The organism is Candidatus Terasakiella magnetica (assembly GCF_900093605.1).
GTDB classification, from domain to species: Bacteria; Pseudomonadota; Alphaproteobacteria; order Rhodospirillales; family Terasakiellaceae; genus Terasakiella; species Terasakiella magnetica.
The window spans coordinates 384,421-397,393 of record NZ_FLYE01000001.1 but is presented as its reverse complement, the minus strand read 5'-3'; the positions used below and the strand labels follow the sequence as shown (position 1 = coordinate 397,393).

General features: G+C 46.3%; 12 protein-coding genes. 1 reads left to right on the top strand and 11 read right to left on the bottom strand.

Annotated elements, in window-relative coordinates:
- Positions 1 to 15: 15 nt before the first annotated feature.
- From MTBPR1_RS01570 to tpiA, 11 genes are all read right to left on the bottom strand, one after another.
- Positions 16 to 1,314: a pyruvate dehydrogenase complex dihydrolipoamide acetyltransferase gene (locus MTBPR1_RS01570; RefSeq protein WP_069185781.1), complete on the bottom strand. Its 1,299-nt coding sequence runs from the start codon at positions 1,312 to 1,314 to the stop codon at positions 16 to 18.
- A gap of 14 nt (positions 1,315 to 1,328) precedes the next feature.
- Positions 1,329 to 2,702 (bottom strand): pyruvate dehydrogenase complex E1 component subunit beta, encoded by a 1,374-nt coding sequence (locus MTBPR1_RS01565; RefSeq protein ID WP_069185780.1) that lies wholly within the window; start codon positions 2,700 to 2,702, stop codon positions 1,329 to 1,331.
- A 21-nt stretch (positions 2,703 to 2,723) separates the two neighbouring features.
- Complete coding sequence (gene pdhA, locus MTBPR1_RS01560) at positions 2,724 to 3,737, bottom strand: pyruvate dehydrogenase (acetyl-transferring) E1 component subunit alpha (protein WP_069186066.1); 1,014 nt, start codon at positions 3,735 to 3,737, stop codon at positions 2,724 to 2,726.
- Positions 3,738 to 4,122: 385 nt separating this feature from the next.
- A complete protein-coding gene (locus MTBPR1_RS01555) occupies positions 4,123 to 4,455 on the bottom strand; it encodes an antibiotic biosynthesis monooxygenase family protein (RefSeq protein WP_069185779.1) in 333 nt (110 codons plus the stop codon).
- A 10-nt stretch (positions 4,456 to 4,465) separates the two neighbouring features.
- Complete coding sequence (locus MTBPR1_RS01550) at positions 4,466 to 4,780, bottom strand: FtsB family cell division protein (RefSeq protein WP_083222817.1); 315 nt, start codon at positions 4,778 to 4,780, stop codon at positions 4,466 to 4,468.
- Positions 4,781 to 4,949: 169 nt separating this feature from the next.
- Entirely contained in the window at positions 4,950 to 6,224 is a 1,275-nt protein-coding gene (eno, locus tag MTBPR1_RS01545) for a phosphopyruvate hydratase (protein ID WP_069185778.1), read from the bottom strand.
- Between the two features lie 84 nt (positions 6,225 to 6,308).
- A complete protein-coding gene (locus MTBPR1_RS01540) occupies positions 6,309 to 7,031 on the bottom strand; it encodes a type 2 periplasmic-binding domain-containing protein (RefSeq protein ID WP_069185777.1) in 723 nt (240 codons plus the stop codon).
- A 38-nt stretch (positions 7,032 to 7,069) separates the two neighbouring features.
- Complete coding sequence (kdsA, locus tag MTBPR1_RS01535) at positions 7,070 to 7,933, bottom strand: 3-deoxy-8-phosphooctulonate synthase (protein ID WP_069185776.1); 864 nt, start codon at positions 7,931 to 7,933, stop codon at positions 7,070 to 7,072.
- A 21-nt stretch (positions 7,934 to 7,954) separates the two neighbouring features.
- On the bottom strand, positions 7,955 to 9,586 hold the full coding sequence (locus tag MTBPR1_RS01530; protein WP_069185775.1) for a CTP synthase: 1,632 nt from the start codon (positions 9,584 to 9,586) through the stop codon (positions 7,955 to 7,957).
- 108 nt (positions 9,587 to 9,694) lie between these two features.
- Positions 9,695 to 10,051, bottom strand: coding sequence for a preprotein translocase subunit SecG (gene secG / locus MTBPR1_RS01525; protein WP_069185774.1), 357 nt, complete (start codon positions 10,049 to 10,051; stop codon positions 9,695 to 9,697).
- A gap of 103 nt (positions 10,052 to 10,154) precedes the next feature.
- Positions 10,155 to 10,922 carry a triose-phosphate isomerase gene (tpiA, locus tag MTBPR1_RS01520; RefSeq protein ID WP_069185773.1) on the bottom strand — a complete coding sequence of 256 codons (768 nt, stop codon included), beginning with the start codon at positions 10,920 to 10,922 and terminating at the stop codon, positions 10,155 to 10,157.
- Positions 10,923 to 11,112: 190 nt separating this feature from the next.
- Here tpiA and MTBPR1_RS01515 point away from each other — a divergent pair, with 190 nt between their 5' ends.
- The gene (locus MTBPR1_RS01515; protein WP_069185772.1) at positions 11,113 to 12,972 is read left to right on the top strand and encodes a peptidylprolyl isomerase; all 1,860 of its coding nucleotides are present in this window, start codon (positions 11,113 to 11,115) and stop codon (positions 12,970 to 12,972) included.
- The last annotated feature ends 1 nt before the right edge of the window (position 12,973 follow it).

Here is a 12,973-nt window from a genome sequence, read left to right as displayed (position 1 = left end):
TAAATTTCCTATCTCTTAAAGCATCAACGCGATTGGGTCTTCAATAAGGCCTTTGAGTTCCTTAATGAAGGTTGCACCCGTGGAGCCATCAATACAACGGTGATCAACAGCAAGCGTAAGTGTCACAACCGTTGCAACGGCAAGGGCACCGTCTTTCACGACCGGGCGTTGCTCACCTGCACCAATAGACAGAATACCGCCTTGTGGTGGGTTGATGATGGAGTTGAAGCTCTTAATCCCGAACATGCCGAGGTTAGAGATAGTGAATGTACCGCCTTGATATTCTTCAGGCGACAGTTTGCCTTCACGCGCACGTCCAGCTAAATCTTTGGCTTCGTTTGCCAAGGTTGCAAGGCCTTTAGAAGCTGCATCTTTGATGATTGGTGTAATCAAGCCACCCTCAACAGCAACCGCGATAGCCATATCAACCTGTTTAAACTTCAAGATCGCACCATCGGTATAGGCAACGTTACAATCAGGAACACGTGACAGCGCCAGCGAAGTTGCTTTGACCAAGAAATCATTTACAGAAATCTTATAGTCAGCGCCATCGCGGGAGTTGAGCTCTTTGCGAAGGGCCATGAGCTTATCAATTTCCACGTCAACCTGAAGGTTAAAGTGTGGAATGTCGCGTGCTGATTCAGTCAAACGTTTGGCAATTGTCTTGCGCATGTTTGTGTTAGGCACAGCTTCAAATTCAGGCAGAAGCTTGAAGATTGGATCATCAACAGAAAGCGCATTGCTTTCAGCGCCAGCTGCTTTTGGTGCAGGGGCTGCTTCAGCTTTTGCGGGTGCTTTACCTGTGCCAGCAGCGATTGCTGCATCAATGTCGCGCTTAACGACACGACCACGTGGGCCAGTACCGGAAACGGCTGTCAGATCCAGACCTTCTTGAGCTGCAATGCGACGTGCAAGCGGGCTTGAGAAGATACGATCACCATTATCAGCTGTTGGTGCAGCCGGGGCTGGTGTGTTTGAAGCAGCTGCGGGTGCAGCTGAGGCTTCAGCAGGCGCTGCTGCAGCTGGTGCAGGTGCGCTTGAGGCAGCACTATCGATGCTTGAGGCATCTTCACCGTCTTCAAGTAACCAAGCGATAAGCTCGTTTACTTTGACAGCTTCGGTGCCATCGGGAATGACAATCTTGCCGATTGTCCCTTCATCAACAGCTTCGACTTCCATTGTGGCTTTGTCTGTTTCGATTTCACACAGAATATCGCCGCTTTCAACAGTGTCGCCTTCTGCAACGCACCATTTCGCCAGATTACCTTCTTCCATTGTTGGAGAAAGCGCAGGCATTAAAATTTGAATAGGCATAATGCTGATTTCCTCTATTTATAACACACAGCTTTTGCTGCTGTTGTGATGTCATCAATGGTTGGCATGGCGAGTTTTTCCAGATTTGCAGCATATGGCATAGGAACGTCTGCACCTGTGATGCGCGTAACGGGTGCATCAAGGTAATCAAACGCATGTTCCATAACTTGCGATGAAATTTCAGAACCGATATTGGCAAAAGCCCACCCCTCTTCAATTGTAACCAAGCGGTTTGTCTTCTTAACCGATTCAACAATTGTATGGGTATCCAGCGGACGAATAGAGCGCAGGTTAATGACCTCAGCAGAGATACCTTCTTCAGCAAGCTTTTCAGCAGCTTCTAAAGCCCAGCCCACTGTGATGGAATAAGCCACCAAAGTTACATCAGTGCCGCTGCGTTCAATTTTGGCTTTACCAAATGGAATGACAAAATCTTCATCCGTTGGGCAATCAAACGTACGCCCATAAAGAAGTTCGTTTTCCAAAACGATAACAGGGTTTGGATCGCGAATGGCTGCTTTCAACAGGCCTTTGGCATCTTCAGCAGAATAAGGTGCGACAACTTTCAAGCCTGGGCAATGTGCATACCAAGAGGCATAACATTGTGAGTGCTGGGCAGCAACACGTGAGGCTGCACCATTACATCCACGAAAGACGATCGGACAAGAAATCTCGCCACCAGACATATAAAGTGTCTTGGCTGCAGAGTTGATAATGTGATCAATGGCTTGCATGGAGAAGTTGAATGTCATGAATTCAACAACAGGCTTTAAATCAGACCAGGCTGCACCAACAGCAACACCTGTGAAACCGATTTCGGTGATCGGTGTATCAACAACGCGTTTGGCACCAAATTCATCCAATAAACCTTGGGAAATTTTATAGGCACCTTGGTATTCAGCAACTTCTTCACCCATGATGAAGACTTTTTCATCTTTGCGCATTTCTTCAAACAAAGTGCTGTTTAAAGCTTGGCGTACTGTAATGGCTTCTGTTGGGCCATCATAGGCATCTTCAACAACAGCGACAGGAGCTGCTGATGCTGTTGGGGCTGATGTTGCTTCTGCTGCGGCAGGGGCAGCGTCTGTTGTGGGTGCAGGGGCTGCACCGCCCGCTGCGTAATTTTCAACAGCAGAGGCGTCTTCACCTTCATCAAGCAACAAGGCAATCAGTTCGTTTACTTTTACGTTTTGAGTGCCTTCTGTAACAAGAATTTTCCCCATAACACCTTCGTCAACGGCTTCAACTTCCATTGTGGCTTTATCAGTTTCGATCTCGGCAATCACATCACCGCTTTCAACGGTATCACCTTCTGCCTTGCACCATTTTGCAAGATTGCCTTCTTCCATTGTTGGAGAAAGCGCAGGCATAAGAATTTCAATAGGCATATTATTTCCTCTTATCTAGCTTTACGCTTCGACCAACACGTCGGTCCACAGCTCACTTTCGGCTGGTTCCGGGCTGGTTTGGGCAAATTCTGCGGATTTTGTCACAACGGCTTTAATCGATTTGTCGATCTCTTTAAGACCGGCTTCATCCATATGACCGCCATCAATAAGAAGCGCGCGTACGAAATCAATCGGATCACTTTCTGAGCGAACTTTTTGAACTTCTTCTTTAGCGCGATATTTCGCAGGATCAGACATAGAGTGACCGCGATAACGATAGGTCTTCATTTCAAGAATGACAGGTCCTTCGCCACGGCGACATTTTTCAGCAGCTTCTTTTGCAGCTTCGCGAACTTCAAGAACACTCATACCGTTAACCTGAATGCCGGGGATACCGTGTGCCGCACCGCGCTCAGAAAGGTTTGTGTTGCTTGAGGCACGTTCAATTGATGTACCCATGCCGTATTGGTTGTTTTCAATTACATAAACAACAGGCAATTTCCAAAGGGCTGCCATGTTAAAGGCTTCATAGACTTGGCCTTGGTTAACAGCGCCATCACCCATATAGGCAAAGTTCACGCCGCCGTCTTCATTGTATTTGTGACCAAAAGCAAGACCTGTTCCCAACGGGATTTGGGCGCCAACGATACCGTGGCCGCCATAAAAACCGCTCTCTTTTGAGAACATATGCATGGACCCACCTTTACCTTTTGACAAACCGCCCTCACGGCCTGTCAATTCAGCCATAACACCGTCTGGGTCCATACCACAGGCGAGCATATGACCGTGATCACGATAAGATGTGATTAAGGTGTCTTGCGGGTTTGCAATGGACTGAATGCCGACAACGACGGCTTCTTGTCCGATGTAAAGGTGACAGAACCCACCGATAAGACCCATGCCGTATAATTGACCTGCTTTTTCTTCAAAGCGGCGGATCAACAACATTTCCTTATAATACTGGATAAGTTCTTCTGGTGTCGCCTCGGGTGCTTTTTTCTTTCCCCGAGTTGTGCGTTTAGTTTGTGTTGCCATAAGGGCTCCCCTTGGCTGACCGTGAAAGGCATTTGTGCGAAGCAAATTTGATGTTCCTTTGAAACGCATATGGAGCTTTATGGCAAGTTTTTCGCACAGGCGAAGGTATTGTTTTGCAATGCAAAATGAATGATTAACTCGATTATGATTAACTTACTTGTCAGGGTTTGTGCGTACGCCCTGTGTGAATATGCAAAAAGGCTAAATTTTAAACCCCTTGGAAAATAAGGGTTTTAACTATAATGCAGTTAATAAAACTGTTGTTAAAGTTGTTCAGTCAGTAAACAAAAACGTCATTTAACTGAAATATAGCTATTTTGCAGTGCGGAAATGGTACTGAAAATGAAAAACGGTATGTCAGTACCAATTGGCTTGTGCGATTCGTTTAATTACGGATCCAGCGATAACCATGTTCGACTTTGGCAATTTGAAGTTGGTAATCTTCATACCATTTATCTTTACCCTTTTGTCTGGCTTCACAATGTTCAACATCGTTTTTCCAGTTTTCGATTGCCGTGGTATCTTTCCAATAAGAAACGGTGATCCCCTTGCCTTTTTCATCGCGCACGCTTTCAAGGCCAAGAAAACCGTTTTGCTGTTCTGCCAGCTCAACCATTTTATCAGCGGTGTGGGAATAGCCATCGCTATCTTGTTCGGTTCGTTGATTAACGAAAATGACTGCATAATAAGGTGGGTTGGGTAAAGATTGAGCAGTCATGGCAGATGCCTCATTTAATAATAATGGCAATTTCATTTGGATGAGCGAAGTTTAAAACGGCGCGGGCGCGTTCTTCAAGCAGGTCGGGATCAAGACTGTCTGAGCGCAACAGAGAAACGCGATGTTCTAGGCGTTCACGTTTGGCTTTGACCTTGGCAAGCTGTACTTTGGTTTTTTCAACGCGGGCTTCATAATCCAAAAGCGCACGAATACCCCCATCACCTTGAACAAAGTAATAAGCAAAATACAGAACTACGAACACACCAAGCACCGGCAGGAATACCCCCGGCTGAAACTTGGTAAGAATGTTGCGCAGTGCCTTCATTTAATCCGACTATCCAAAAGATGTATCAATAGACATTCTTTATGACTCTAAATGGTAAACAAATCCTAACCTGAATTAAGACTCTTGGGGAAAAAATAAAAAAAGGCTGCCTCAATACAGAGACAGCCTTTCTCATGATAAGTCTGACAGGTTAAGACCTGTAGATTCTTTAGCGTAGAACTTTACGACCAGCGTAGATTGCTGTTGAGCCGAGTTCTTCTTCAATGCGGATCAGTTGGTTGTATTTCGCAACACGATCAGAACGGCTCAGTGAGCCTGTTTTGATTTGACCAGCATTTGTTGCAACAGCGATGTCAGAGATTGTTGAATCTTCTGTCTCACCAGAACGGTGAGAGATCACAGCTGTGTATTTTGATTTTTGAGCCATTTCTACAGCTTCCAATGTCTCAGAAAGTGTACCGATCTGGTTTACTTTCACGAGGATGGAGTTTGCTGTGTTGTTCTCAATACCTTTAGCCAAGCGAATTGGGTTTGTCACAAACAGGTCGTCCCCAACAAGTTGGCATTTGTCGCCAATTTTGTCTGTAAGGATTTTCCAGCCGTCCCAGTCATCTTCGTCCATACCGTCTTCGATAGAAACGATTGGGAATTTCTCAACCAGATCAGCCAAGTAATCAGCCATTTCTGCAGAAGAAAGGGATTTGCCCTCGCCCGCCAGCTCATACTTGCCATCTTTATAAAATTCAGAAGAAGCAACATCAAGGGCAAGAACGATATCATCACCCGCTTTGTAGCCAGCATTTTCAATGGCTGTCATGATGAAAGAAAGGGCTTCTTCAGAGGAGGCAACACCCGGTGCAAAACCACCTTCGTCACCCACGTTGGTGTTGTGACCGGCAGCTTTCAAAGCAGCTTTGAGTGCATGGAAGACTTCAGCGCCCATACGGATGGCTTCGCGAATTGAAGCTGCGCCAACTGGCATGATCATGAATTCTTGAATATCAACTGGGTTATCAGCATGTGCGCCACCGTTGATGATGTTCATCAATGGCACTGGCAATTCACGGGCAAATACACCGCCGAGGTATTTATAAAGCGGCAGGCCAGCTTCATCAGCAGCTGCGCGTGCAACAGCCATGGAAACACCCAACATTGCGTTGGCACCAAGGCGGCCTTTATTTTCTGTACCATCCAGATCGATCATGGTGCGATCAACTGCAAGCTGGTCGTCAGCTTCCATACCGCAAAGGGCATCAAAGATTTCGCCATTTACAGCTTCAACAGCATTTTCAACACCTTTACCGAGGTAACGGCCTTTATCGCCATCACGCAGTTCAACAGCTTCGTGTACACCCGTAGATGCACCAGATGGAACAGCAGCGCGACCAAACGCACCGGATTCCAACAAAACGTCAACTTCAACAGTAGGGTTACCACGGCTGTCGAGAATTTCGCGACCGTGAATATCGATAATGGCGCTCATTAAAAAGCCCTCTTTGATCTGGGAAAACAGAAATGTAAATTAATGCGCCCTAGATACTTCTTTGAGGCCCAAAATGCAAGAAATTTAGGGCTGTTTTTTGTTGATTGCTTTTAAGCCTTGATTGACGAGCTTAATAATCTCTCGTCCACGTTTTGTATCATGACACATGATAGCTTCGGCAACCGTTGCAATTTTAGGAGAGATTTCAAAGGTTAGATCCTTCAGCTCTTCTCTTTTTGCAATGAGTTTTGTCAGACCGACTTGGGGAAGAATGGCAATGTCATTTCGTCTTGCTGCAACTTTGCGCAAAATGGTGCTGTGGTTTGGAATGACATCATAGACAACGCCTTCTTGTGGCACGATTGAGGCAATTTCTTCAGGTGCATAGAAACTTCCAACGCTTAAACCAATAAGGTCTTTTTTGGACAAGATCGGCTTTGTGCCTTTACGTTGCACGATGACCCAATCAACAGAACTGAGCGCAGTGGAATCTACAAAGTCGTTTGGCAGGTCGTAATAGGATTTACTGTCTGGCGTCACACAGGAATATCTGCCCTTATAAAAGGCTTCATAGGCATGTTTAGGTGAGGTCAGGTTAAAACTGATTTTATCAGGATATTGGTCAAGGATTTGTTTGACGATTTTACCATGATAGCCATCAAATTTTTTATCAAGATTTAAGCTGATCTCTTCAACGAGAGGAATTGATAAATCAGCATAATACTCTGAGTCAGCACGCGAACCATTGCTGCAAATGAGCAAGGTCAATACGACTATAATATGCAAAACTATGAAGTTTTTATTCATCAGAACAATCTAAAGAAGATGTTTGTTCATGTAAATACTCAATAAGTTGCCATACCAATAAGATCGACAGGGTTTGCTTTTGCCACTTCATCAATGGCTTTGAGTGTTTGCAACACGCCTTTGAGTTTTTGAACCGGGATCATGTTCGGCCCATCTGAAATGGCTTTATCCGGGTCTTCATGTGTTTCGGCAAAGACACCAGCAATACCCAAGGCCAATGCTGAGCGTGCAATAACAGGGGCGAGTTCACGACGTCCACCAGAACTTGTGCCATGTCCGCCCGGCTGTTGAACCGAATGGGTACAATCAATAATCACCGGATAGCCTGTATCAAGGGCCATTTGCGGCAGGCCGCGCATGTCAGTCACAAGCGTGTTATAGCCAAAGCTTGAGCCCCGCTCGGTAATCAGGATATTTTCATTACCTGTTGAGGCGACTTTTTTGACGACATTGGGCATATCGCCAGGTGCCAGGAACTGACCTTTTTTAACATTAACCGCTTTGCCGGTTTGTCCTGCGGCTAACAACAGGTCTGTTTGGCGACATAGAAAAGCTGGGATTTGCATCATGTCACAGACTTCGCCCACAACCGCGCATTGGTCTTCGGTATGGACATCTGTAATTACAGGGCAGCCAAAAACTTCTTTAACTTCTTGAAAGATGGACATGGCCGGCATAATGCCAATCCCGCGGTTACCTTCAACCGAGGTACGGTTGGCTTTATCAAATGAGGATTTGTAAATCAGCCCGATGCCCAGTTCACTGCACATTTCTGTCAGCGCATGGGCCATTTCCAAAGCATGGGTGCGCCCTTCCATTGAACAGGGGCCCGCAATCAAACAAAACGGAAGATCATTGCCAAATGTGACATTGCCGACCTGAACGTGTTTTGGTGCAACCATGCTTTTAATTCCTTATTTTCTTTAAACCAAGCGGCTCTGCTGGATTGCAGCTTCAATGAATGCTGTAAAGATCGGATGTGGGTCTGTTGGGCGTGATTTCAGTTCAGGGTGGAACTGCACGGCAACAAAGAAAGGATGGTCTGGAAGTTCAACGATTTCTGGCAGAACCCCATCAGGAGAAAGACCAGAGAATTTCATGCCAGCTTTTTCAAGCTGATCTTTAAACTCAACGTTTACTTCATAACGGTGACGGTGACGCTCAGAAATTTCATCGGCTTCATGATAGATTTTCCATGCCAATGTATCAGGCACCATCTTACAAGGGTAAGCGCCCAAGCGCATGGTCCCGCCCAGATCACCATCTTGGTCACGGGTTTCTTTGGAACCGTCTTTTTCCCATTCGGTCATCAGGCCAACGATTGGTGTTTTACAGCCACCAAATTCAGATGACCCTGCCCCGTCAATGCCGGCCATATTGCGCGCCATTTCCACAACTGCCATCTGCATACCCAAACAAATCCCAAAATATGGGACCTTGTTGGTACGGGCATAGTTAATAGCCGTAATTTTACCTTCTGCACCACGTTCACCAAAACCACCGGGAACGAGGATTGCATCTTTATCTTCAAGTTGCTTTAAACCATCTTCTTCAAGAAGTGTTTCGGCATCGATCCAATGCTGGTTTACCTTGACCGTATTGGCAATACCGCCATGGGTAAGGGCTTCAGCCAGTGATTTATAAGCTTCTAGAAGTTCAGTATATTTACCAACGATGGCAACATTGACTTCACCTTCTGGCTCAAGCACACGGTGAACGATCTCTTCCCATTTGGAAAGGTCAGGCTCAGGTGCGGCCATGCCGAAGTGTTTCAGAACAACCGTATCAAGTCCTTCTGCATGATAAGAAAGTGGCACACGATAAATGGTGTCTACATCCAATGCCGGAATAACCGCATCTTCAGCCACGTTACAGAAAAGCGCGATTTTGCGGCGCTCACCTGCTGGAATTTCACGATCACAACGACATAGTAATGCATCCGGGCTGATACCCAGACCAAGTAATTCTTTTACAGAGTGTTGTGTCGGTTTTGTCTTCAGCTCACCTGCAGCCGGAATGTAGGGAACCAGTGTGGTGTGCAAATACATGGCACGACCACGGCCCAGCTCATTGCCCATTTGGCGAATGGCTTCCAAGAATGGCAGAGATTCGATATCACCAACCGTACCGCCAACTTCAACAAGAATGAAGTCTTCATCGGTCACATTGTCTTTGGTGAAGTTTTTTATGGCTTCGGTCACATGGGGAATAACTTGTACTGTGGCACCAAGATATTCACCAGCACGTTCTTTTTGAATGACGCTGGAGTAGATTCGACCCGATGTGACGTTATCACTTTGCATGGCGCTTACAGAGGTGAAACGCTCATAGTGACCAAGGTCAAGATCGGTTTCGGCCCCATCATCAGTCACAAAGACTTCACCATGTTGGTACGGGCTCATTGTACCCGGGTCAACGTTTAGATAGGGGTCGAGTTTGCGCAAGCGAACCTTAAATCCACGGGATTGCAAACAAGCGCCTAAAGCCGCAGAACCCAAGCCTTTTCCTAATGAGGAAACCACACCGCCAGTAATAAAGATATAACGTGCTGCCATGTCAAAAACCTAAACGTCGATAAATTTCATTCAAAGAAGAAGAGGCAGCCATTTGACCGCCTCTTTCATCTAATTTCAAGTTCACTTTTAAAAAAATAAAGCGAAAAATTATTTTGCCAGAGGCGCGCCCGGCTCAGTCGGCTTGTCAGCTTTTGGTGCAGCCGGTTGTTCCTGAGCAGCAGGTGCTGTTGTTTCTGTATCCAAGATGGAGGTGTTGTTGCGATCTGCATTGGCAAGCAATGACAGGATCAAGCTTGTCAGCATAAAACCACCAGCCAGAAGGCCTGTTGCGCGTGTAAGTAGGCTGGATGCTGAACGACCTGTCATCAGGCCACCCATGCCACCGCCACTAGCGCCACCGCCACCAAGGCCGCTAAGTGCGCCACCTTCAGAGCGTTGGATCAAAACCAAAATGATCAGGCCGAGGCACAAGACCAAGTGAATAACGAGAAGTACGTTTGTCATCGCTTCTCTTCCATCCTTTAAATCAAACAAGTCAAACGAGCGGGAAAAATCATTTTCACGCCCGTGGTATAAATCTTGGCGCTTCTTTTAGCGCGAAGTTTTGTTAAATGCTAGGACAACTTTGTGCAATTGCCCAAAAATCTTCTGCTTTTAATGATGCACCACCAATAAGCCCGCCATCAACATCGCCTAAAGCCAGCAATTCCTTGGCATTTTCCGGTTTCATGGAACCACCATATAAAATACGAATGCCGTCGGCTTCTTCTTGGCCAAGTTTCTCTGCCAAGACTTTGCGAATGTTGGCGTGAACTTCCTGAACATCATCTGGAGTCGCAACTTTTCCTGTGCCAATGGCCCAAACGGGCTCATAGGCAATGACCGTATTGCCATAAGAAGAATCATCAGGAACGGAGGCTTTAACCTGTTCTGCAACAACTTCTAGGGCTTTGCCGCTTTCGCGTTCTGCTTCGGTTTCACCAACACAGATAATCGCAATCAGGCTTTGTTCATGGGCTGCTTTGGCTTGAGCGTTAACTTGATCATTGGTTTCTGCATGATTTGTGCGGCGCTCAGAATGACCTAAAATCACATGGGAGCAACCTGAATCTGCCACCATGGCGGCACTGATATCACCCGTATGAGCGCCTTTTTCTGCAACATGGCAGGTTTGAGCCCCCAGATAGACACCTGTGTTTTCAATCATCTGACTGACAGCTTCAAGAACAGTAAAAGGTGGGCAGACCAGCAAATCAAAGGCGGCATCAGGCTTGAATTGGCGCAACGTGCCAATCTCAACAGCAAGGCGACGTGCATCTGCGCGAAGGCCGTTCATTTTCCAGTTACCAGCGATCAGGGGGCGACGCTCAGTCATTATAATATGTCCTCTATATCTACAGTGATATTTGATGCTGTTTTTACACAATTCTTATGCTGAGTTCCATTGATTTATTCACTTTGTCACAATCTTGGCAAAATTAACGTGTTTAACCATTGCGGGGTTGTGTTTCCTTTCTTATGATGCGCAACAATTTATAACTTATTTCTATCGGATAGACTTCATCATGCTCGAAGGTTTTCGCAAAAATTCAAATTCAATTGTCGTAAAGACTCTTCTCTTCCTTTTGATTGCAAGTTTTGCAGCTTGGGGAATTGGCGATATGTTGCGCCCTGCTACAACAGGAAGCAGTGTTGCGACTGTTGGGGGTGTGGAAATCTCAGCACAGGAAGTTTATCGCGACTTTCAGCGCGAAATGGCACGTATGCGTCAGCTCACCGGTGATCAGGCTGTGAACGATAACCTTTCCATGGCGATTGGCGGCAGTGTTGTTGATCGTGCTGTAAACCGCACGCTTTTAGCCGTAAGTGCTAATGACATGGATGTTGCCATTAGTGACGAGCTGGTGCGCAAGTCTATTCACGAAACTGAAATGTTTCAAGATAATGGCAAATTCAGCCGCCCACGTTTTGAACAGGTCATGTTTTCCAACCAGTTAAATGAAGCACAATATATTGAGCTGGTGCGTGATGATCTATCGCGCGAACAAATCATTAGCGTCTTGGTGAGTGGCGCAACAATGCCTGAGCAGGTCGCCAAAGACCTTTATAAGCATCGTCAGGAAAAACGTTCTGCCGATGTGGTCTTGATCAAGAAAACGGACGTTGGTGAACTCCCTGCCCCATCTGATGCGGATGTGCGTAAATATTATGATGAGAACATCAAAAACTTCATGGCACCGGAATATCGCAAATTAACTTTGCTACATATTACACCGGGTGATGTGGCTGAAAATATCGATGTGCCATTAGAAAATATCGAAGATGCATTTGCTGAGCGCCAAGGTGATTTCAAAAAGCCCGCGCGTCGCACGGTTGACCAAATTGTCTTTTCAACTGAAGACGAGGCAAAAGCCGCCGCTGCTAAATTAGCCGCGGGTAAAGAATTTTCAGCACTCTCAAGTGATGTTCTCTCCCTTGGTGATGTAACCAAAGAAGAACTCCCTGAAGAATTGCGCGAGGCGACTTTTGCCCTATCTGCGGGTTCTGCCAGTGCGCCGATCAAATCTTTACTGGGCTGGCACATTGTTCGTGTCTCTGCTGTTACGCAAGCGGTGAACCCTTCTTTTGAGGAAGTCCGTGACCAGCTTCGTAATGCACTTGCCACTGAAATGGCGGGTGAAGAATTGTTTGGTATCTCAAACGATGTAGAAGATGCCATGGGTGGCGGTGCAACCATTGAAGAAGCCGCCAAGACAGCAGGCTTTGACCTCATGGTGATTGAAGCGGCTGATAAGTCAGGCTCAAACACAGAAGGCACGCCGATTAAAGCGCTCTTTAATCAGGCGACAATCCTTGAAGAAGCCTTCAAGCTCGATATGAATGCTGAGCCAGCCATGAAGGATGATGGCAATGGCGGATATTTCATGGTGCGCGTTGATGGTGTAACGCAGAGCAAAGCACGTTCGTTTGAAACGGTAAAAGAGGTGGCTAAGACAATCGTTGCCGATAACCAGAAAAGCAATGCAGCCAAAACAAAGGCTGAAGAATTGCTGAAAAAAGTTAAAGGCGGCACGTCTTTGATGGTTGCAGCGAAAGAAGCGAGCTTTGAAGTGAAATCAGAAGCAGGCTTTACACGCTTTAACGCGCCTTTGCCACAAGATGTGGTTAAGGCCTTGTTTGCAGCCAAGGTTGGTGAAACAGCAAGTGGTGAAACACAAGAAGGTCATGTTATCGCGGTTTTGCGCGACATTAAATCTATGGAAGGTACGCAAGATCAAAACCAGATCAATGAATTGCGCCGCTCTATGGCAAATGGTGTATCAACAGACTTGCAAGGTCAGTTTGTAAATGCGCTACGTACGCGTTATCAGGTTAAAGTTGACCGTGGCACAATGAACCGTCTCTTCGTACAAGAGCAGCAGTAAC